The following is a 21,863-nucleotide window of genomic DNA, read 5'->3' as shown; positions in this document are numbered from 1 at the left end:
GTTACTCCAATGATCCCCTACGGTTTGCGCATAAAAAGACAAAGTCGCCATCGGTTTCCAGCCAGGCAGCATCTTCAGTGTAGCGAGTGAGGTGAGCGAAATTTCTCGTTCTTTGCCAAGCGAAAAGCGGACGCATAAAAATCGCCATGTCAGCAACGTCAATCAGTCCGTAGTCCCCGGAAGGCGTACGGACAATATTCCCAAGATGCAACGAACGGAACAGCACGCCACTGGCATGCAATCGATTGATGAAATCGGCCAATTCGATCCGCATCGTCCGGGCAGCGTCGGCATCCATCCCGTTTCGAATCAAACTGCGCAACGTTTCGCCTGCAAGCGGCCGGTACAGAAGCGCCTCGCGCGACAGATGTGGAACACGATAAAGCGTCGTGGTTTCTGGGCAGGGCACGCCTAGCAACTTTAAACGGCGACAGTTTCGAACAAAGCGACGCGAATAAGGAAAGAGTAAGGCCGATGAAAACCAGCGCTTAAGGCGAAATATTTTCAGCATCCAGCCATTGCGCAGCCGATAAATTTTCGGCCCGTAAGCATCGCTCTCTAAGACCTCGGCCCCGTCGGTCAAAGCCTCGAATTCAGTCTGGTCTAATTTATTCAAGGATTCGCCCTCGTCAAAAGCTGTAGTCCCACGCTCATCCCTGCACCATCCTCTGGGCTCAGCAATGTCCGGTTCTGCTTTCTCGCTCCCCTCTACGCTGGGAGTAGCATCTGCCATCTCCCGGAAAACCTATCCCCAAAAGTCTCTGGATACAGACTATTTCGTTTTCTGTTTTGAAATATAGCGTCCCAACTCTTCCATCATCGCGGCTAAGGCTCGTGTTTTCTTGGCGAACCATTCATCTTGCTCTTTGGCCGAAAGCACCTGATCATCAGCCGTGGTCACTCGCGGATTTTGAGTCGAGGACATCGAAATTTTGACTTCGTTATCGATGTAGGCCGTGCTCGACCATTCGGCCAGCACCGAATATTCGCGAATCTCATCGGTGAGCAGATCAACGCCCGTCGTGTAATCACGTTTTGGATTTTTGACGCCAAGTAAAGGCATGACGGTTGGCACCACGTCCATATGATTGGACATTCCCTCGTAAACGCGAGGACTCATGCCTGGGACCCACAACACAAACGGCGTCCGAACCTGCTCGTCGACAAAGCTTGAGTTGTGTCCCCAGCGCCCTTTTTCCATGAATTCCTCGCCGTGGTCGCCAAGTACGATCACGACGGTGCTGTCGAGAAGCTGCTCCTGCTTAAGATAGTCGAACACCCGCTTGAACTGGCTATCGAGGTGATGCACCGAATTGTAGTAACGGTTTTTGATCAACGGCGCCTGAACGGAAAGTTGTTCACGACTCAGCGTAAAGTAATTGATGTCGTCCGGGTACGGAGTTCGGATCACACTTTCCGGAGGGAAGTAGTAACGCGCGTGCGGCGACTCGAAAAACATGAAGGTAAAGAATGGCCGGCCACGGTCACGCTTGCCGATGAAGTCGAGCATCTTGCCGACGTTGATACGATCGTTTTCCCATCCTTGGGCAGCCCCTGGCGCCTCATGAAGGATTTCCGACGGCAACTGGCTAAAAATCGTCGCATCGAACTCTGGGTAGGAAAATTTGGCGCTGGTATAAAGGCTCATCTGATAATTCTGCGCCTTCAGCACGTCGATGATCGGAGCGCCCCGCCGTTCGGCAAGCATCGGAAACCAGTAATTACCGGGAATCCCGGAAAACATCGTAAACACCCCGACGCGCGTACCGTTACCACCGCTGAAATGCCGCGTAAACCGCGTTGCGCCTTTGGCGAAATTCCAAGTACTCGGCATGACTTCGGCGTCGAGCATATCCCAACGCAGCGATTCCGCAACCAGCCAAACGATGTTGAGCGGCTTGGCGGGCTTCTCGACGACGAGCGGATTGAGCGGGTAGTTGAGCGCACCGCTGCTAACGGCAAGTTCCTTTTTGCGATCGACCTTGACGCCTACCTTTGAGAGCAGGGTCCGTGCCGTCATCCCCAGATAGTAAGGCACGGTCACGGTCAAGGCGCTGATGCTGGTCACCCCGGTCGCGGTTCCGTAGGCATAGACCATACGCTCGCCGACGGTCATCACTGCAAAGATCACCATCAGCCCAGAAAAAAGACGACGCGGCACCCAGTGGGGCTCGCCGAAGACCTGGAACAGACGCGCCACCACAAACAGCAACCCAGCCTGGAGCACAAAGAAACCGAGGGCAATGGCCGCGAAAGTCAGGTTGGAGGCCGTACTGGCACCGAGTGATTCGACGCCGCCAGGCGTTGTCACCAGATTGATGACGAAACTGTTGATGAAAAAACCGTAGAGCGTAAACAGCTTGGCGTTGGCATAGAAAAACAGGGTTGTCGCGCCACTACAGAACACCGCCCAAGGATAGAGAAGCGTGGTGCGCGCAGCGGTTCGACCGCGGTTCACCAAACGCTCAACAGTCCAGAACAACAAAAGCGCGGGCAGAAGATAGATCACTCCGTACGACAGCCAAACCGCGATGACAAACCCAAAGGCCAGTGGCCCATCCGTCCGCGCAGCAGAGAAATCGATACCGTCCCAAGTAATCGTCAACAGGACGAAATACGTCAACAGGAAAAAATAAGCGAGAACGCGGCGAAACTGTTGAACCGAAAACAAGGAAAACCTCCGGGAAAGAGAGGTAAATCGGATGCGTGCGCGGCAAAGTAGACCACAGACCTTCGTCCTTCGACCGCGCGCAGTATACCCGCTGCCCGCCCTCCTGAACCAAAGTCCGCTTTAGGCTTGTGCTGCCTCGCCAGGAAAGCCGCATGCTAGAATTTTCAGTTTACGGCGGTGCGCCCCGCATCACCGACCATCCGATTTTTCCCGATGCAGCGACCCGCCCCCTCTTCCAGCACGTCCTCCCTGCGCCTTTATCTGCGCTTGCTCGGCTACCTGCGTCCGATGCTCGGCTGGTTCGCTGTCAGTCTGCTGGGCTTCGTTATTTTTGCATCGGCCCAGCCGATGCTCGCCAGCGTACTGAAATACTTCGTTGACGGGATCACCAACCCGTCCGGTTCGACCCTTCAGAACCTCCCCCTCATCGGCCGCCTTGACCTGACTTACGCGGTACCGCTGATGATGGTACTCATCGTTTTCTGGCAAGGGATCGGCTCGTTTCTCGGCAATTACTATCTAGCTCGCGTCTCGCTCGGACTGATCAACGACCTGCGTCGCGCCCTCTTCGGTAGCCTGTTTCATCTCCCGAACACCTATTTTGACCAGAACAATTCAGGCCACCTGATCTCGCGCATCGCCTACAACGTAACCATGGTCACCGGTGCCGCGACCGATGCGATCAAGATCATGATCCGCGAAGGGCTAACGGTTGTATTCCTGTTCGGCTACCTCATTTGGATGAACTGGAAACTGACCCTTGTCATGGTTGCCATCCTCCCAGTCATCGGCATCATGGCCAGCGGCGCAAGCCGAAAATTCCGCAAGCAGAGCAAGAAAATCCAAGCGGCGATGGGTGACCTGACCCACATCGCCTCGGAGACCATCCAGGGCTATCGCGTCGTGCGCAGCTTCGGCGGCGAACGCTACGAAAGCGAGCGTTTCCGCATCGCCAGCGAAGAGAACACCCGCAAACAGCTCCGCATGGCACGCACCGGCGCCACGTTCACGCCGGCGTTGCAACTCGTCACGTTCAGCACGATGGCCGTCCTGCTTTTGCTCGTCCTCGTGATGCGCGGCGACTCGACGGCCGGCGATCTCGTCGCCTACATTACGGCGGCCGGTCTGCTGCCCAAGCCGATCCGTCAGCTCTCGGAAGTCAGCGCCACGATCCAACGCGGACTGGCGGGCGCGGAAAGTATCTTCGAGCAACTCGACGAAACGCCGGAACCGGATCGCGGTACCGTCGAACAGGAAAGGATCACCGGACGCATCGAGGTCCGCCAGTTGTCCTTCCGATATCCGGGCAGCGACAAACTCGTTCTCGACGATATCAATTTCACCATCGAACCAGGGCAGATGGTGGCGCTGGTCGGTCGTTCCGGCAGCGGAAAATCGACGCTCGCCAACCTGTTGCCGCGCTTCTATCAGCACGACCAGGGACAAATCCTCGTCGATGGCCTCGCCGTCGAAGATTACGCGCTGCGCAACCTCCGCCGCCACATTGCGCTCGTCACGCAGCAAACCTCGCTGTTCAACGACACGGTGGCCAACAACATCGCGTATGGTGACCTCGCAGGAGCCCCGCGCGACGCCATTGAGCGCGCCGCCGAAGCAGCCCACGCCAAAGAATTCATTGATCTTTTGCCCGAGGGCTTCGACACCCTGGTCGGTGAAAACGGAGTGCTGCTTTCCGGAGGGCAACGGCAACGCTTGGCCATCGCCCGCGCCATCCTCAAGGACGCCCCGATCCTGATACTCGACGAAGCCACTTCGGCCCTCGACACGGAATCTGAACGCCACATCCAAAACGCGCTTGACCGCGTCATGGCCAACCGTACGACGCTGGTCATTGCGCATCGACTCTCGACAATCGAAAAAGCCGACGTCATCATGGTCATGGAGCATGGCCGCATCATCGAGCGCGGCTCACATGCGGAATTGCTCGCCGCCGATGGGCACTACGCTCGGCTACACGCCATGCAATTCCGCGAAGACAGCGCCCCTCCGTCGGCCTAAAACCAAAACACGACGCGAAGCCCGTTGCGAGATCGAAACGCGTAAGACCAGAAATTTCGCAAAATCCAGCCCGCACCTCGTTAGCGGAAGCGTGGTCAACGCCCTTCGGTCTAGCACAGGAGGCCCGAAGGTCAGTTCAGGGCAGCGGCAAGCGGGCATCCAGCCAGCGTACCAAGGGCGAACCAGCGGGCCAGTTGCGTAAAAACCGCGCCCGGTCACGCTGCCACGCCTGCGCATGGGTGCGCGACGAACGATGCTGGGTCATCGCATCAAGGTCGATGAGCACCACCTGCCCATCGTGCCAAAGGAGGTTGGTTGCCTTTAAATCGCCATGGCTGATGCGCAAGGCATGCAGCGTACCAAACAGGGTCAGCAGGGCTGCGGCAATTTCGGCGGGCGGCTCGGCATCGGCGCTCAGGATTTCAAGCAAATCGCGCCCGGGACAAAACGCGTTAACCAGAAAAGCACGGCGACGCAACGGACCGAAGCGTTCTTCGACAAGCGCCAGTGGTTCCGGCGTGGCGATGCCATAGAAACGGAGACGATGCCCCTCTCGCCACGAATGCCAAGCACGCGAAGGCCGCCAACTGCGCCCGAACGCATGCCAGATATTTTTCAGGTTGTAACGCTTGACGACCAGAACACCGGCCTGCGGATCGTCGATGCGCGCCACGGTACACGTACGACCGTCCTTGAGTCGCCGCCCGGCCTCGACTGCGGTATCAAGTCTGGCCTGCACACCGTGCAGCGCACTAGCGTGCTGGCGCGCCACGACGGAGAAGCGGCGCCAACTGCGCTGCACGGAGAACAAAGTACAGTCGCGGCCAATCTTGCCGAGAAAATCGTCCCAACGCCGTTTTCGGCAGCCTTCAACCCTAGCCGCCAGAGCCTCGGGCTGCGGAGCGCTTCCCGATGCGCCCTGGTAAGCCGCCAGAAGCGGCGCCCAATGGGCATCCCAGGCCGGCGGCAACTGCGCCAGCATGAGCGCCAAATTACTCTCCCGGCCAGCGGCATCGCCCGCTGCCAAAACACGCACGGCGTCACCGTCGATCACATAAAGCGTCCCGTCCTGGCGCAGAAAGTTGCCCAAGTGGGCATCGTCGTGCACCAAGCCAGCGGCATGCAAGCGCCCCAGTGCCGCACAGCCTTCGGCCAACACGGCATGGGCCGCAGTGTTCTCGGGCGACGCTCCACCGCAGGCCTCCCAGGCCTCGGCCAGGGTCGTGGCGCCGTCGAGCCAGGCCGTCAGCAGCAGATGTCCCCCGTCAGGCAAAGCCGCAGCCAGAAGCACCTCCGGTGTCGGCACGCCGGCAGCAGCCAGCGCCGCAAGTCCGTCGCACTCGCGCTGCCAATGCCGGGCACTGCCCTCGGCAACGAACAGTTTGGCGAGCACGCGCCGCCCCCGCCATACCCCACCGCCGACCACGCGCTTTCCGGGCAGGATGCGCAGCAGCGTCTCGAAGCTCAGTATCTCGCCATCGCCAAGCGCCAGAGCAAACGGCAGCGCCGGCGTACGGCCGGCCACTCGCAACGTCACCACCGAAAGCACAGGTGCCGCGAGCGTATCGTTCATGCCGACGCTCCCGGCGCGTATTTGCGGCGATAGCGCGCCATGAGGCGCTGCGCCTCGCGCTCCAGTCGCGCCAGCAAGGCCGCCTCCTCGCGCAGGATGACGCGCAGCGGTCGCTCGAAGTAAGCGCGCAAAAAGCGCAGCACGTCGCGCCGCGTCAGCCCGATCTCAAGTGCCGAGAAATAGAGCCCAGCGAGATCCTTGTCGCGCCAGCGACGCGGCGTCTCCGCACGCGTTTGCGCCCGGTGCAGGTCGATCAGCGAAAGGCGAAAATCCTCGGGACGCGGCGCGGGATCGAGGTGAAGGAGAAAGTGGCAGATGTAAAAATCGCGGTGATTGACCCCGCCGCGGTGCATGCGCCCGGCCATCTCGGCAACGCGCCGGATCAGCGCGCGCTTCCATGCCGGCAGCGGTGGATTTTGCGGCCAATCGCGGCAATGGTCTTCGAGGCTGACCGTGCTTGCCAACTCTTCGGTAATGATGAAGGAATGTTGTCGTGCGGGATCGACACCGCGCTCAGCAAAGGCTACTGGGGTCATGCTGGCGACGCCGAGTTCGGCCAACCGGCGCAGGGCGCGGTACTCGTTGCCGGCACCCAGCACTGGCGCACGCAGGCTGACGAGATTCTTGATGATCTCGCCCCAGCCGACGCCGCGGTGGATCTTGACGAAATACCCTCGTCCTTCGACCTCGGTCCGCAAAGTCCGGCGCGCTTCGAGCTCGCGGAACACCTCGCCCTGCAAGGCTTCGACGGCAGCATGCGCGTCGCACCCGGCCCACAGGCGATCGAAAGGCGGCGCCAGCCAAACGGTTTCGCTCATGGCCGCGCCTTCAGGATGATGTCCGCCGCGCGCTCGGCGTTACTGTAGATGTCAGCCGTCTCGGCAAAAGCGAGCGCCTTGGCCTGCCAGCGACGCCGCGCCGCCTGGTTGCCAAGCATCTCGGCCAGCGTTGCGTCGAGCACGGCTTGCGCAAACGGCTCGGGAAGCACACGCCCGGCCTCGGCGTCGTCGATGTAATGCGCGTACCCGCAGACCGCGGTGACCAGCACCGGCAGCCCGGCGACCACCGCCTCGAGCAACACCGTGCCGGTGTTTTCGTTGTAGGCCGGATGGATCAGCAGGTCGGCGCCGAGCAAAAAGCGCGGGATGTCGTCGCGCCCGGGGAAGATCGTCACCCGCTCGGAAAGCCCGAGCGTGGCCGCTTGGCGCAGAAACTCGGACGGGTCGTCCTGGCCGATGACAAAGAGCCGTGTGCGCTGCCGCAGGGCCTCGGGCAAGGCGGCCAAGGCCTTGATGCTGCGGTCGAGTCCCTTGGTTTTGAAGCCCGAACCAACCTGCAGCAGGAGCAAATCTTCGTCCCCCAGAGCAAACTCGCGCCGGAACTCGGCGCGCAGATCGGCCGCATTGGCCGGCGCCTTGCGGTCGCGCGCAATGCCCGGCGGCAGGAGGTGGAAGCGGGCCGACGGCGTCCGGTAATGGCGTTCGAAGAAGGGCTGCTGCAGCTGCGAGATCATCAGGATCTCGGTCGTGCTTTCGGGAGCGAACACCGCCCGCTCGTAGGCCGAGAAGTGCCGATAACGCGAGGAAAACCGGTAGAGCGGATTGCGCAGCTGACGCGCCTTTTCCTCGTAACACCCGTCGGCGGCGAAATAAACGTCAAGGCCCGGCATCTTGTTGAAGCCGATCACCCGATCCACCGGCGCAGCGGTCAGATGCTCGCCGATCCAAGCGCTGAATTTCTCGTTGCGGCGCACGTTGCTCCACGCCCGAACGGGCACGCGCACGAGTTCAAAGCCAGCGGGCACCTCGCCCTCCCAATCGAGCGTATAGACGCGGATATCATGTCCGCGCGCCTGACAGGCCAGGGCGATGCGCAGGAAGTCGCGTTGCAACCCGCCGAAGGGAAAGTATTTGTAGAGACAGAAAGCCAGTTTCATGATTCAGAGTCCGGCGCAGGTTCGGTGCCCCGCCGTTGCTTGTAACGGTTATACCCCCAGAGGTATTGCTCCGGGCACTTCAGGATCAGGCGCTCCATTTCCCGGCTGATGCAGGCGGCGCGTTCCTCGACGCTGCCCTCGACGGGATACTCGGGCGGCATGAAATGCAGGCGGAACCCGTCGCCATCCGGCAACCGCTCGCCCCAGGCCAGCACCACCGCCGCACCGCTCTCGCTGAGTTTGCCGGCCAGGGTCATGGTGTAGGCCGGACGCCCAAAAAAATCGATCCAACGCCCTTCGCCCCGGCGTGGCGCCTGGTCGGGCAACATGCCGACCGCCTCGCCTCGACGCAACGCCTTGATCAGCGTGCGCACGCCCGAAAGGTCGGCCGGCGCGAGGTAAAGCTGCGGCCGCGCCCGCCCTTCCTCGATCATCGTCTGCAACCAGGCTTGCTTCGGCGGCCGGTAGAGGACGCTGATCGGCGCGCGATGCGAATAGTACTGGGCCGTTACTTCGAAGCAGCCAAGATGCGGTGTCAGGAACAAAATGCCCTTGCCGGCCGCTTGCGCGGCTTCGACGTAGTCCCAGCCGCGCACTTCGCGCACCAGACGCACGGTCTCTTCCAGCGGGTGCAACCACAGGCGCGGCAGCTCAAGCGAGGTACGCCCGGCATTGGCGATCGCTGCATTGCGCACACACCGCGCGCCGTCGGCACCCAGCGCCAGCGTCATGTTCTCGCGCAGGTGGCGGCGGTAAGTGGGCGACGCAAGCCAGGTCAGCCAGCCGAGCAACGCGCCAAGACGGTGCAAGGTGGCAAGCGAGGTGCGTGCCAGCAATCGAAAGACGAAGATCAAGGGAAGTTTTCCGCGAACAAATGCAAATCGCCCCCGGTTTGACCCCGGGGATTCGAAAAACTACAATTATCGCATCCGCCGAGTTAAACAGGACAACTTGCAGGGCGGGCGAGGGGCAACCTTCGGAAATACTGCTAAAGCGTCGTCAGCCAGAAACCCCGGGCCGGCCACGCAGCCGCAACGGGGTTTTTTGTTTTGGAGCTGACTGTAATGTCCAAGGATTTCATCTTCAGTTCGGAATCGGTCTCCGAAGGCCATCCCGACAAGGTTGCCGACCAGATTTCGGACGCCGTTCTCGACGCCATCCTGGCCGAGGACCCCAAGGGCCGCGTGGCCTGCGAAACGCTGGTGTCGACTGGCCTCGTCGTGATGTCGGGCGAAATCACCACCAAGGCCCACATCAACTACCGCGAGATCGCCCAGGAGACGATCCGCCGCATCGGCTACACCGACAGCGACATTGGTTTCGACTACAAGTCCTGCGCCATCCTCACCGCCATCAACAAGCAGTCGCCCGACATCGCACAAGGCGTTAACGAAGGCCAGGGCCTCGACCTTGACCAGGGCGCCGGCGACCAGGGCCTGATGTTCGGCTACGCTTGCAATGAAACGCCGACCCTGATGCCGCTGCCGATCTTCTACGCTCACCGCCTGATGCAACGCCAAGCCGAAGTGCGCAAGGACGGTCGCCTGCCCTGGCTGCGCCCCGACGCCAAGAGCCAGCTTTCGGTGCACTACGTCGATGGCAAGCCCGTGTCGATCGACACCGTCGTCGTCTCGACCCAGCACGCCCCCGACGTCACCCACGCCCAGCTCTCCGAAGCGGTGATCGAAGAGATCATCCGCCCGGTGCTGCCCAAGGAACTCGTGACCGGCGCCACCCGCTTCCTGGTCAACCCGACCGGGCGCTTCGTTGTCGGCGGCCCGAACGGCGATTGCGGCCTCACCGGCCGCAAGATCATCGTCGACAGCTACGGTGGCACCGCCCGCCACGGCGGCGGCGCCTTCTCGGGCAAGGACCCGTCGAAGGTCGACCGCTCGGCCGCTTACGCTGCCCGCTACGTCGCCAAGAACATCGTCGCCGCCGGCCTCGCCGAGCGCTGCGAAGTGCAGATCGCCTACGCCATCGGCGTCGCCAAGCCGGTGTCGCTGATGGTCGAAACCTTCGGCACGGGCAAGATCGCCGACGAGAAGATCGTCGAACTGGTGCTGCAGCATTTCGACCTGCGTCCGAAAGGCATCATCCAGTCGCTCGACCTGCTGCGTCCGATCTACTCGAAGACCGCCGCCTACGGCCACTTCGGCCGCGACGAGCCGGAGTTCACGTGGGAGAACACGGACAAGGCAGCCGCGCTACGCGCGGATGCTGGCCTGTAAGGCGACGACGCAATCGCTTGGCCACGTTCCGGCGCAGGCTTACCTCCGGCGCATGCCGGAGGTAAGCCTGCGCGACAGCAGCGGCCGCTGCCAGAGTACCGTTGCCCCCAAAAAGCCGACACCCCGTCGGCTTTTTTATTCCCGTCTCCGCAACCGCACGGATGGCCGGAATGCCCGATTTCTGGTAGAACGAACAGATGGATGCCTTCTGGATACTCGTTCTGCTCATCGTCTTGTCGGGATATTTCGCGCTCGCCGAAATGGCGCTCGCCTCGTCCCGCCGCTCTCGCCTCGTCCCCCTTGCCGAAAATGGCGACCATCGCGCCGCGCAAGCGCTAGCGATCAAAGACAATCCGAGCCGGCTGCTCGCCGCGACACAGACCGGGATCACCGCCGCCGCACTGCTCTCCGGCGTCTTCGGCGAGTCGGCGCTGAACGACACCATCGTCGGCTGGATCAGCCGCTGGCTGCCCTTCATCGTCGAATACCAGAGCGAAATCGCGCTCACCGTCACCATCATCGTGGTCACCGCGTTCTCGATCGTCTTTGGAGAAATCGTGCCCAAGCGCATCGCCATCGCCCACCCCGAAAACGTTGCGATGCTCTGCGCCCCGTCGATGACCCTGTTCATCCGGATGATGTCACCGCTGATCCATGGCCTCTCGCGCGCCGCCGACCTCGTCCTGCACGCGCTCCCGGTACGCGCCGCGCCGGCCGTGGTCAGCATCGAGGACATCCTGGCCTACGTCGACGAAGGCCAGCGCGCGGGCGAGATCGCCCCCGAAGAGGGCCACCTGCTCGGCAACATCTTCCGCCTCGAAGACTGGCGCGTGGTGGCGATCATGACCCCGGCCGTCGACGTCGCCTACCTCGACCTGCTGCGCCCGCACGAGCACAACCTGACAGTCCTGCGCGAATCGCCACACTCGCGCCTGCCGATCTGCAAGGGCGACCTGCAACACGTCGTGGGGCTGGTCGAGAGCCACGACATCCTGCAGGCGGCGCTGGCTGGCAAAATCGACTTCACCGACGTGCCGTTGACCGCGCCGCTGTTCGTTCCCGGCTCGCTGACGCTGATCGAGCTTCTGCGCACGTTACGCAGCCAGCGCAATAACTTCGCCTTCGTGGTCAACGAGTTCGGCCAGACCGAAGGCATCGTCACCCTCGATGACCTGCTGCAAACAATGGTCGGCGACATGATGCCGCTCGCCGACGACCCGAATGAGGCGCTCGCCGTCCGCCGCGCCGACGGCTCCTGGCTGCTCGACGGCCTGATACCGGTCGACGAGATGAAAGGCAAGCTTGCCATCCCCGACATCCCGGCCGAGGATTTCGGCAACTTCCACACCCTCGGCGGCTTCGTCCTCACCGCCCTCGGACGTATCCCGAAGAAAGGCGAATTCTTCGAATACGCCGGCTGGCGCTTCGAAGTCGTCGACGTCGATCACAACCGCATCGACGAAGTCCTCGCCACCCCGCTTCCGCCGCCGGAAGCCTGAACCTGAGCGCGGAGCTCAACATGCTCAAAAAAATCCGCGTCGAGCAACTCGTGCTCGGCATGCACATCAAGGAATTCTGCGGCTCCTGGATGGAACATCCGTTCTGGCGCAGCGCCTTCGTCATTGACGATCCGAAAGACCTGATGCGGATTCGCAACAGCAGCATTCAGGAATGCTGGATCGACACCGCGCGCGGGCTCGACATCCCGCCCGATGCCCCCTCGATCAGCACCGCCGAAACCGACGCCCAGGTCGAGGCCGAACTCGCCCAGGTGGCGCAAAGCGCGCGCACCGTGGCACCGCAGTCCCTCGCCGCCGAGGTCGAGCGCGCGGCACGCATCTGCGCCCAGGCCAAGACCGCCGTCACCTCGATGTTCCAGGAAGCGCGCATGGGCAAGGCCATCGACACCGGCAAGGCGCAGCAACTCGTCGAGGAGATTTCCGACTCGGTGCTGCGCAATCCGGGGGCGCTGATCAGCCTGGCCCGGCTGAAGAATGCCGACGACTACACCTACATGCACTCGGTTGCCGTCTGCGCGCTGATGATCGCGCTCGCCCGCCAGCTCCAGCTCGACGAGGAGACAACGCGCCGCCTCGGCCTTTCCGGCCTGCTGCACGACCTCGGCAAGGCGGCGATGCCGATGGACGTGCTCAACAAGCCGGGCAAGTTGAGCGACGGCGAATTCGCGATCATGAAACGCCACCCGGACGAAGGGCACAAGATGCTCGCCGACGTCCCCGGGGCCTGCCCGATCGCCCTCGACGTGGTCCTGCACCACCACGAAAAAATTGACGGCTCGGGCTACCCGCACGGGCTCAAGGACACGGAGATCAGCCTCCACGCCAAGATGGGAGCAGTCTGCGATGTCTACGACGCGATCACCTCCAACCGCCCCTACAAGGCCGGCTGGGATCCGGCCGAATCGCTGCGCAAGATGGCCGAATGGGCGCCGGGCCACTTCGATCCGACGGTTTTCCAGGCCTTTGTCAAAAGCCTCGGCATCTACCCGATCGGCTCGTTGGTGCGCCTGGAATCAGGCCGCCTCGGCGTCGTCGTCGAGCAAAGCGAGAAATCCCTGCTCGCGCCGCGGGTCAAAGTCTTTTTCTCGACCCGCGCCAACGCCCGCATCCGGACCGACGTCATCGACCTTTCGGCGCCGGCTTGCCGCGACAAGATCGCCCAGCGCGAAGACCCGGCCCAATGGCGCTTTCCTGACCTCGACGCGCTGTGGTCTGGACTTCCCGGAAACCCGTGGTGAGCCTGCGCCCTCCGCGCGGGGCACGTTTCGGAACGCCGCAAGAGCGCGTATAATCAAGCGCTGATCCGAGGGGCGCTGCAAGACTGTCTGCACAGTTTCAGGCTCGGAATACCCCCAACTGCGCTCATCCAATCAACCCGTGCCGAACACGGGAAGACGGGTGAATCTCCAGCAGTCCGCTCACTGCCCGCCTCCCCTGCCCGGCCACTGTTTCAGGAGCACACCGTGGCTGAACAATCCAAAGACTACGTCATCGCCGACCTTAGCCTCGCCGAATGGGGCCGCAAGGAAATCCGCATCGCCGAAACCGAGATGCCGGGCCTCATGGCGATCCGCGAAGAATTCGCCGCCCGCCAGCCGCTCAAGGGCGCACGCATCACCGGCTCGCTGCACATGACCATCCAGACCGCCGTGCTGATCGAGACCCTGATCGCGCTCGGCGCCGAAGTGCGCTGGGCCTCGTGCAACATTTTCTCGACCCAGGACCACGCCGCCGCTGCGATCGCAGCACAGGGCATCCCGGTCTTTGCCGTCAAGGGCGAATCGCTCGCCGACTACTGGGATTACACCCACCGCATCTTCGAGTGGACCGACGGCGGCTACAGCAACATGATCCTCGACGACGGCGGCGACGCGACCCTGCTCCTGCACCTCGGCGCCAAGGCTGAGAAGGACCTCTCGGTCCTGGCCAAGCCCGGCTCGGAGGAAGAAACCGTCCTCTTCGCGGCAATCAAAGCCAAGCTCGCAACCGACCCGGCCTGGTACTCGACCCGCCTGAAGGAGATCAAGGGCGTCACAGAGGAAACGACGACCGGCGTGCATCGCCTGTACCAAATGCACGAGCGCGGCGACCTCAAGTTCCCGGCAATCAACGTGAACGACTCGGTCACTAAGTCCAAGTTCGATAATCTCTACGGCTGCCGCGAGTCGCTGGTCGACGGCATCAAGCGCGCCACCGACGTGATGGTCGCCGGCAAGGTCGCCGTCGTCTGCGGCTACGGTGACGTGGGCAAGGGCTCGGCCCAAGCACTGCGTGCCCTGTCGGCGCAGGTGTGGGTCACCGAAGTCGACCCGATCTGCGCCCTGCAGGCCGCGATGGAAGGCTATCGCGTGGTGACCATGGACTACGCCGCCGACAAGGCCGACATCTTCGTCACCTGCACCGGCAATTACCACGTCATCACTCACGACCATATGGTCAAGATGAAAGACCAGGCCATCGTCTGCAACATCGGCCACTTCGACAACGAGATTGACGTCGCCTCGATCGAGCAGTACGAGTGGGAAGAGATCAAGCCGCAGGTCGACCACATCGTCATGCCCTCGGGCAACCGCATCATCCTGCTGGCCAAGGGCCGCCTCGTGAACCTCGGCTGCGCCACCGGCCACCCCTCGTACGTCATGAGCTCGTCCTTCGCCAACCAGACGATCGCCCAGATCGAGCTGTACACCAAGACCAGCGACTACCCGGTCGGCGTCTACACGCTGCCCAAGCACCTCGACGAAAAGGTCGCCCGTCTGCAACTCAAGAAGCTCAACGTCCAACTGACCACGCTCACCCCCGAGCAGGCCGCCTACATCGGCGTGTCGGTCGACGGCCCGTACAAGGCCGAGCACTACCGTTATTAAGCGCCGCGCCTGGCCGGCGAACGAACATTCGCCGGCCACCCGACCCTTTTTTGCTCCTGAACGGACCATGACCCAGACCGACCTCTCGATCGAATTCTTCCCGCCGCAGACGCCGGAAGGCATCGAAAAGCTGCGTGCCGTGCGTGCCAAGCTCGCGCCGCTCCAGCCTTCCTTTTTCTCAGTGACCTTCGGTGCCGGCGGCTCGACGCGCGAGCGCACCTTCGCCATCGTCAAGGACATCGCCGCCGAAGGCTTCGACGCCGCGCCGCACCTCTCCTGCGTCGGCTCGACGCGGCAGAACATCCGCGACATCCTTGCCGACTACCGCACCGCCGGCATCCGCCGCCTCGTCGCCCTGCGCGGCGACCTGCCCTCGGGCATGGCCGAGGCCGGCGAATTCCGCTACGCCAACGAACTCGTCGAATTCATCCGCAGCGAAACCGGCGACCACTTCCAGATCGCCGTCGCCGCCTACCCCGAATGGCATCCGCAAGCGCGCTATCCGAAGGACGACCTCGACGCCTTCGCGCGCAAAGCCAAGGCCGGCGCCAACACGGCGATCACCCAGTACTTCTACAACGCCGACGCCTATTTCCATTTCGTCGACGAAGTCCGCGCCCGGGGCGTCGACATCCCGATCATTCCCGGCATCATGCCCATCGTCAGTTTTTTCAAGCTGGCGCGCTTCTCCGACGCCTGCGGTGCCGAGCTGCCGCGCTGGATGCGGCGCAGCTTCGAAGGCATGGGCGATGACACCGACTCGATCCGCGCCTTCGGCCTCGACCTCGTCACCGACCTCTGCGAGCGCCTGCTTGCCGGCGGCGCGCCCGGCCTGCACTTCTATTCGATGAACCAGTCGGCGCTGACGCTCGAAATCTGTCGCCGGCTTGGCCTCTCGCCCGAAACAACGCGCTAGACTGTACAGGGGCGCACTGCACGCTGCGCCCCACCCATCAACTGACGATGGCATAATCGGCACATGCTGATCGTGCCCGTCAGTGGACAGCCAGATTGGCGCAGGCCGCCGCTCATCCTCCTGCTCCTGATCCTGATCAATGTCCTCGTCTTCTTCGGCGCGCAGGGCCGTGACGACGAGCGCACCCTGCACGCCGCCCGCTACTATTTCGACTCGGCGCTGCCGGGTATCGAACTGCCGCGTTATGTCGCTGAACTCGAGCGACATCGCCCCGCCGACGCGCTGCCGCTGCAAAAAGCGCTGGACAAGAAACAGCCACAGCGGGTGTTGCGCGCCATGGAAAACGACGCGGCGTTCATGCGCCGCCTGCACGCGCAACAAATCGTCACCCCCGAAGCGCCGGAGTTCGCACGCTGGCGCAGCGAGCGCCGTCACTACGAAACCCTGCGCGACAAGAGCACCAGTCAGCGCTTGGGCTTCAAGCCCGCCGAACCGACGGTCGCCAGCCTGTTCGCGCACATGTTCCTGCATGTCGACCTGATGCACCTGATCGGCAACATGGCGATTCTTTTCGTCGTCGGCCTGCTCGTCGAAGAAAAGCTCGGCAAGACGCGCTTTCTCCTCTTTTATCTCCTCTGCGGCCTGGGCGCCGCCGCGCTCGACTGGGCGGTCGACAGCCAGCGCACCATCCCCGGCATCGGCGCTTCCGGCGCGGTGTCCGGCGTCATGGCGATGTTCGTCATGCTCTACGGCTTGCAGAAAATCCGTTTTTTCTACTGGCTCGTGGTCTATTTCGATTTCTTCATGGCGCCGGCGATCCTCGTCCTACCCGTCTGGATCGGCTGGGAACTCGTCCAATACCTCAACGCCGGCAACAGTCAGATCAACTACCTCGCCCACCTCGGCGGCTTCCTGACCGGCACCCTGCTCATCGCCATGCTGCGCCGCTTCGGCCCAGCGCTCAAAACCGCAACGGAGCCCCCCCTTGTTCCAGACCCGCTGGTCGCCGAGCGGCAGCGCCTCACCGGGCATCTCGAGCAACTGCGCTTCGCCGAAGCCGTTCACAGCGCGCGCCGCTGCACTCGCCTGGCCCCGCACGATGCCGCCCTGCTCGAGCAATACTACATGCTCGCACGCGGGCAGCCGGGCAGCGACGACTATCACCGCGCCGCAGCACAGATCTTCGCCCGGGCCGAAGACGTCGCTCACGGCGAGTTCGCCTACCGGACCTTCAAAGACTACTTCAAAACCGCGCGCCCCTCGGTGCGCCTGGCTTCGGCACAATTGGCAACGCTGATCCGCGGTTTTGCCCGCAACGGCTACCTCGACGATGCCGAACGCTTGAGTTTGGCTTTGGCACGCCGCGACGCACAGCATCCGGCGCTGCCCGCCTTGTTGTTGCTGCTGGCCGAAGCTTACCGCCGCGCCGGTAACGGTTCGCGTCGGCACGCCTTGCTCGAACGCCTGAGGCAGGAGCACCCGAACAGCGAGGAGGCGTTGCGCGCCGGAACGCTTTAGCCTGGCCAGTCCGTCATGACTGCGCCGGTGCCATGCGCTCAATCGCCGTCAGCAGCTTGCGGCCCTCTCCGCTGGCCGCATGCTCCGGGTAACGCGTCAACAAAACCTGCAGAATCTGCCGCGCCGTAGCGTCCTGGCGCAGGTTCTCGCACAGCATGCTGGCCGCGAACAAGTAAACGTCGGGAATCTCGGGATGACGCGGGAACCGCTTGTCGAAGCCTTTGATCAACGCAAGCGCATACGTGTAATCGCGCGCCTGACGCGCGGCTTCGGCCAAACGTAGCAGCTCGGAAGGACGCTCGGGCGCGAAGTCGGGTGTGCGCTCAAGCAGCGCCCGATACACCTGCAACGCCTCGCTGCCGCGCGATTTGCCGAGCAGCGCTGAAAGATAACGCCGCCCGTGCGCAACCAAGCGATCGTTCTGGTCGGACAGCAACAGCAAGGCGTGATAACGCCGGTGAGGCGCCAGATCGTCGGGCGCGGTCCGTACATCTTCATACGCCAGATCAAGTGCCGTCGCCAGCTGTCCATCGGCCACCAAACGGCCGAGCACGGCCTGACGTTCGTTGCCTGAATCTGCAACAGCCGGTGCAACATCGGCTTCGACACCAAGTTCATGATGATGCTGATAGACGGCGTAACCCATCATGTTGAACATGATCAGGCTGAAGTACATCGCCACGAAGTTGAGCACCGGCAAGCCCAGCCATTCCGGCAGGCGCGGCACCAGAAAGTGTTGTACCGCGCCCTGGCTGGCCGACAGCATGAACAGGAAGGCGCACAAGCTCAGGTAAGGCAGGCCGATGGCGCGCATCGTCGACAACAAGGTCAGCGGATTGATCGCCGCGCGCAGGCTGCCGGTGATCGTCAGTGCCATGACGCTGGCCGGCGTCGCCACGACGCAGAACAGCAACACGAGCCCGGCGAACAACGGTCCGAGCTCGCTGGCAAGCGCCACCCAGACGCCCATGAAGATAAAAACCGCATACTGCTTGTAGGGCAGATAAGGACTGAGCGTTTCGAACCGTTCGCTGTATTGGTCAGGCCGCAACTGCCCGTGCGCGGTCCGCGCCAGAATTTTGTAGGCATAGCGCATGAAGGCCAGCCACACCCCGAACAGCACGATGATCAGATCGAAAGGCGTGGGCAAGGGCACCAGGAAATACACCCCACTTACAGCCGCCAGAAAGAGCATGTACAGCAGAGGCTGCAGATGCCAGGGATAAAGGAAAAACTGTGGGATCCGCTGCCAGAACGGCACGATCCCAGGATCACCGCGAACCTCGACCGCCTGCGCCGCTCGCTGCATCGCCCCTCCCATCCGCCCTGTCGGTTACCGCGCCCAGATTATGCCGTTCGCACATCCGACAATACTACACTTCGGCGCAAATCACGAATGCCCGCAACACGCGCTTACGGACGAGAGACCCACCAGACTCCGAGCAGAACAAGCCCCGCGCCGGCGACCTGGGCCAGCGACATCGCTTCGTTGAGTAGCACCCAGCTAAAGACGATGGTCAGCACCGGCCCCAGCGTCCCGATCAGCACGGCGCGGGCCGCGCCGATGCGGCGGATCGCAGCCGACTGCCAGAACACCGGCAAGACCGTCGAGAACAAAGCCATGCCGATCCCGTAAAAGTAGATCGGCCATGGCTGGCGCAAAGCCGAAAGCGGTTGGGTGGCGAAAAAATGGAGCTGTGTCGCCGTCGTCGACACCAGCATCGCCAGCGCCGCAAAACGGCTCGCCCCGAGGCGTCGGATGACCGATTCTGCACCCGCGCTGTAGAAGGCGTAGGTCAGGGCCGAAGCGAACACGAAGCCCGCGCCGAGCAGGACGCTACGCGCTTCGCCCGCCACCTGCAGATCGTGAGCAAACGCCAAGCCAATGCCCGCGTACGACAACGCCAATGCGCCGACCTGCCGACGTTCAAGTGGACGACCGAGAAACAGCACGCCGATCAGCAAGGTCAGCGTCGGGTAGGTAAAAAGAATCAGACGCTCAAGACCCGCCGAGATGTACTGCAGACCGAGGAAATCGAACATGCTTGAGGCGTAGTAGCCGAGCAGGCCGAGCACCACCAACGCCCCCCAGTCGCGCCGTGACAACGGTGGCGCCGACCGGCTTTCGACGAGGCCAACCCAGAGAAACACCGGTAGCGAAAACGCCATGCGCAAGGCCAGCAGGGTCACCGCCTCAACCGGCGCGACAGCGTAGGCCAGCTTGACGAAGATGGCCTTGAAGGAAAACCCGAAAGCAGCGAGCACCGCCAACGCCACACCGAGCCGTTCGTTCGACCAATCTTTCCAAGGCATGCGTTCACCACCGAGAGAGCGTGCGTAAAAAACGAAACCGAAAACCGACCAACTTTGCTCGTGCCATAATGGACGCGCCCCCAAACGAGGACAATTGGCTTTCCACCAGCACTGCATTCGTCAAATCCGAACGATGCATTACGACCTCACCGACCTGCGACTCTTCGTCGCCATCGCCGAAGCGCGCAACCTGACGCGCGGCGCCGAACGCGTCCACCTCGCGCCGTCCTCGGCCAGCCATCGCTTGCTGCAACTCGAGGCCGCGCTCGGCACGGCGCTCTTCGTGCGCAAGGCGCGCGGTGTCGAGCCCACGCGCGCGGGCGAAGCGCTGCTGCGCCACGCCCGCCAGGTCTTCGCCCGGCTCGAACAGATGCACGCCGACCTCGCCCCTTTCGCCGCCGGCGTACGCGGCCACGTCACCCTGTGGGCCAACACCCACGCCACGCACAGCTTCCTGCCCGACGACCTGGCCGACTTCCTGCGCGCCCACCCGCAGGTCAGCGTTTCGCTCGAAGAGCACACCAGCCCGGAGATCGTGATGGCCGTCGCGCGCGGCGAAATCGAGCTCGGCGTCGTCGCTGAAACGCTCGCCGGCGCCGAAGTCGAATGCCTGCCCTACCGCGCCGACCGCCTGGTGCTCATCGCCCCGGCCGCGCACCCCGTCGCTGCGCGCGCCAAAGTACGGCTGGCCGAAGTCATCGACCATCCTTTCGTTATGCTGCATGCCGGCTCGGCGATCCACACCTTCACCATGAACGCCGCCGCAGCGCTTGGCCGTCACCTCAACGTGCGCATCCAGGTGCGCAGCTTTGAGGCCGTCTGCCGCATGGTCGGCGCCGGGGTCGGGTTGGGTCTGGTGCCGCGCAGCGCAGTGCCGAGCGGCGGCCTGCGCGAACCGCCCACGCTGGTCGAACTCGACGAGCCTTGGGCGCAACGCGACCTGCAGGTCTGCGTCCGCCAACGCGCAGAATTGTCGAGCTTCGCCGCAGCGCTGGTCGACACCCTGACCCAGGCCTGAGCGGAAGAGCGCTTTCGGCGCCCTGCTATACTCCGCCCCCCGTTACGTTTGCTCTGGAACCCGCCATGTCCGCTCCCCTTCCCTGCCCGCAATGCACCCTGGAAAACACCTACTGGGACGGCAGCCAGCACGTCTGCGCCGACTGCGGCTACGAATGGTCGCTGGAACAGCCCGCCGCGGCCCAAGATGACGCGCGTGTCGTGCGCGACGCCAACGGCACCGTGCTGCAGGACGGCGACGCGGTGGTGCTGATCAAGGACCTCAAGGTCAAGGGCTCGTCGATCACCCTCAAACAGGGCAGCAAGGTGAAGAGCATCCGTCTCGTCGGCTCAGGCGACCACGAAGTCGATTGCCGCATGGACGCGGGCAATTTCATGCTCAAGGCCTGCTTCCTGAAGAAAGCCTAGTCGCCGCCCTTAAAGCGCCGCCGGAGCCAAAACGGTATAATCGAAGTCTCTGCCGCGCCCCACCTCTGGGCGCGGTCTCATTTCCGCACGAGGATAGTCATGGCAGGACACAGTAAATGGGCCAACATCCAGCACCGTAAGGGTCGGCAGGATGAGAAGCGTGGCGCGGCTTTTTCCAAGATCGCCAAGGAAATCACCGTCGCCGCCAAGATGGGCGGCGGCGATCCGGGCTTCAACCCGCGCCTGCGCCTGGCCATCGACAAGGGCAAGGCAGTCAATATGCCCAAGGACAAGATCGACAACGCGATCAAGAAGGGCACCGGCGAACTCGAAGGCGTCGATTACGTCGAGATCCGCTATGAAGGCTACGGCATCGGCGGCGCTGCGGTGATGGTCGACTGCCTCACCGACAACAAGACGCGCACCGTCGCCGACGTTCGCCACGCCTTCAACAAGCACGGCGGCAACATGGGCACCGACGGCTGCGTCGCCTTCCAGTTCAAGCACTGCGGACAGATGCTGTTCGCCCCGGAGACCGACGAAGCGGCGCTGATGGACGCGGCGATCGAAGCCGGTGCCGAGGACGTCGTCACCAACGAGGACAGCTCGATCGAGGTCATCACCACCCCCGGCGACTTCATCGCCGTCAAGGACGCGCTCGAAGCCGCGGGGTTCACCCCGGAATTCGGCGAGGTGACGATGAAGCCGGAAAACGAAACCGAGCTGGCCGGCGACGATGCCGTTCGCATGCAAAAGCTGATCGACGCGCTCGAAGCCATCGACGACGTGCAAGAGGTTTACACCAGCGCGGCCTTCGACGAGGAATAAGGCAGAGCCTCGCAGCTCTCGCTCCAACCCATAAAAATGGCGCCCG

The 21,863-nt window shown here is 62.9% G+C and carries 18 protein-coding genes and 1 riboswitch; of the genes, 10 read left to right on the top strand and 8 right to left on the bottom strand.

Features of this window, described 5'->3' with window-relative positions; genetic code table 11:
• Nucleotide 1 precedes the first annotated feature (1 nt).
• The gene (locus QMB55_RS11000) at nt 2-616 is read right to left on the bottom strand and encodes a protein kinase family protein (RefSeq protein ID WP_497588750.1); all 615 of its coding nucleotides are present in this window, start codon (nt 614-616) and stop codon (nt 2-4) included.
• Between the two features lie 156 nt (nt 617-772).
• Nucleotides 773-2,671, bottom strand: coding sequence for a sulfatase-like hydrolase/transferase (locus QMB55_RS10995; protein ID WP_497588749.1), 1,899 nt, complete (start codon nt 2,669-2,671; stop codon nt 773-775).
• A 213-nt stretch (nt 2,672-2,884) separates the two neighbouring features.
• Here QMB55_RS10995 and msbA point away from each other — a divergent pair, with 213 nt between their 5' ends.
• The gene (msbA, locus tag QMB55_RS10990; protein ID WP_497588748.1) at nt 2,885-4,690 is read left to right on the top strand and encodes a lipid A export permease/ATP-binding protein MsbA; all 1,806 of its coding nucleotides are present in this window, start codon (nt 2,885-2,887) and stop codon (nt 4,688-4,690) included.
• Between the two features lie 136 nt (nt 4,691-4,826).
• Here msbA and QMB55_RS10985 read toward each other — a convergent pair whose 3' ends face one another.
• From QMB55_RS10985 to QMB55_RS10970, 4 genes are read right to left on the bottom strand one after another with little or no spacing between them, the layout of a single operon-like run.
• Nucleotides 4,827-6,263, bottom strand: coding sequence for a lipopolysaccharide kinase InaA family protein (locus QMB55_RS10985; RefSeq protein WP_497588747.1), 1,437 nt, complete (start codon nt 6,261-6,263; stop codon nt 4,827-4,829).
• On the bottom strand, nt 6,260-7,081 hold the full coding sequence (gene rfaP / locus QMB55_RS10980; RefSeq protein ID WP_497588746.1) for a lipopolysaccharide core heptose(I) kinase RfaP: 822 nt from the start codon (nt 7,079-7,081) through the stop codon (nt 6,260-6,262). Before rfaP ends, QMB55_RS10985 begins: the two co-directional genes overlap by 4 nt.
• Nucleotides 7,078-8,199: a glycosyltransferase family 4 protein gene (locus QMB55_RS10975; protein ID WP_497588745.1), complete on the bottom strand. Its 1,122-nt coding sequence runs from the start codon at nt 8,197-8,199 to the stop codon at nt 7,078-7,080. Before QMB55_RS10975 ends, rfaP begins: the two co-directional genes overlap by 4 nt.
• Nucleotides 8,196-9,053, bottom strand: coding sequence for a lysophospholipid acyltransferase family protein (locus QMB55_RS10970; RefSeq protein WP_497588744.1), 858 nt, complete (start codon nt 9,051-9,053; stop codon nt 8,196-8,198). The genes QMB55_RS10975 and QMB55_RS10970 overlap by 4 nt, the downstream gene beginning before the upstream one ends.
• Before the next feature lie 210 nt (nt 9,054-9,263).
• Between QMB55_RS10970 and metK the strand changes: the two genes are divergently transcribed.
• The 6 genes from metK to QMB55_RS10940 all read left to right on the top strand — a co-directional run bounded on the left by metK (nt 9,264) and on the right by QMB55_RS10940 (nt 17,251).
• On the top strand, nt 9,264-10,430 hold the full coding sequence (gene metK / locus QMB55_RS10965; protein ID WP_497588743.1) for a methionine adenosyltransferase: 1,167 nt from the start codon (nt 9,264-9,266) through the stop codon (nt 10,428-10,430).
• A gap of 197 nt (nt 10,431-10,627) precedes the next feature.
• Nucleotides 10,628-11,929, top strand: coding sequence for a hemolysin family protein (locus QMB55_RS10960; protein WP_497588742.1), 1,302 nt, complete (start codon nt 10,628-10,630; stop codon nt 11,927-11,929).
• Between the two features lie 20 nt (nt 11,930-11,949).
• Nucleotides 11,950-13,188 (top strand): HD-GYP domain-containing protein, encoded by a 1,239-nt coding sequence (locus tag QMB55_RS10955; RefSeq protein WP_497588741.1) that lies wholly within the window; start codon nt 11,950-11,952, stop codon nt 13,186-13,188.
• Nucleotides 13,189-13,249: 61 nt separating this feature from the next.
• A riboswitch (S-adenosyl-L-homocysteine riboswitch) is annotated at nt 13,250-13,321 on the top strand.
• Nucleotides 13,322-13,413: 92 nt separating this feature from the next.
• Nucleotides 13,414-14,817, top strand: a complete 1,404-nt coding sequence (gene ahcY / locus QMB55_RS10950) for an adenosylhomocysteinase (RefSeq protein WP_497588740.1) — start codon at nt 13,414-13,416, stop codon at nt 14,815-14,817.
• Between the two features lie 67 nt (nt 14,818-14,884).
• The gene (gene metF, locus QMB55_RS10945; RefSeq protein ID WP_497588739.1) at nt 14,885-15,733 is read left to right on the top strand and encodes a methylenetetrahydrofolate reductase [NAD(P)H]; all 849 of its coding nucleotides are present in this window, start codon (nt 14,885-14,887) and stop codon (nt 15,731-15,733) included.
• Between the two features lie 63 nt (nt 15,734-15,796).
• The gene (locus QMB55_RS10940) at nt 15,797-17,251 is read left to right on the top strand and encodes a rhomboid family intramembrane serine protease (RefSeq protein ID WP_497588738.1); all 1,455 of its coding nucleotides are present in this window, start codon (nt 15,797-15,799) and stop codon (nt 17,249-17,251) included.
• A gap of 13 nt (nt 17,252-17,264) precedes the next feature.
• Here the strand turns inward: QMB55_RS10940 and QMB55_RS10935 are convergent, their stop codons facing one another.
• The gene (locus QMB55_RS10935; RefSeq protein ID WP_497588737.1) at nt 17,265-18,560 is read right to left on the bottom strand and encodes a tetratricopeptide repeat protein; all 1,296 of its coding nucleotides are present in this window, start codon (nt 18,558-18,560) and stop codon (nt 17,265-17,267) included.
• A 104-nt stretch (nt 18,561-18,664) separates the two neighbouring features.
• Nucleotides 18,665-19,564 (bottom strand): DMT family transporter, encoded by a 900-nt coding sequence (locus QMB55_RS10930; protein WP_497588736.1) that lies wholly within the window; start codon nt 19,562-19,564, stop codon nt 18,665-18,667.
• A gap of 94 nt (nt 19,565-19,658) precedes the next feature.
• Here QMB55_RS10930 and QMB55_RS10925 point away from each other — a divergent pair, with 94 nt between their 5' ends.
• The 3 genes from QMB55_RS10925 to QMB55_RS10915 all read left to right on the top strand — a co-directional run bounded on the left by QMB55_RS10925 (nt 19,659) and on the right by QMB55_RS10915 (nt 21,817).
• Nucleotides 19,659-20,582, top strand: a complete 924-nt coding sequence (locus QMB55_RS10925; protein WP_497588735.1) for a LysR family transcriptional regulator — start codon at nt 19,659-19,661, stop codon at nt 20,580-20,582.
• 65 nt (nt 20,583-20,647) lie between these two features.
• Nucleotides 20,648-20,989: a zinc ribbon domain-containing protein YjdM gene (locus QMB55_RS10920; RefSeq protein ID WP_497588734.1), complete on the top strand. Its 342-nt coding sequence runs from the start codon at nt 20,648-20,650 to the stop codon at nt 20,987-20,989.
• 99 nt (nt 20,990-21,088) lie between these two features.
• Complete coding sequence (locus tag QMB55_RS10915) at nt 21,089-21,817, top strand: YebC/PmpR family DNA-binding transcriptional regulator (protein WP_497588733.1); 729 nt, start codon at nt 21,089-21,091, stop codon at nt 21,815-21,817.
• The last annotated feature ends 46 nt before the right edge of the window (nt 21,818-21,863 follow it).

The organism is Propionivibrio sp., from assembly GCF_041441355.1.
In the GTDB taxonomy this organism is placed as follows: Bacteria; Pseudomonadota; Gammaproteobacteria; order Burkholderiales; family Rhodocyclaceae; genus Propionivibrio.
This window is presented reverse-complemented; position numbering and strand designations above follow the sequence as displayed.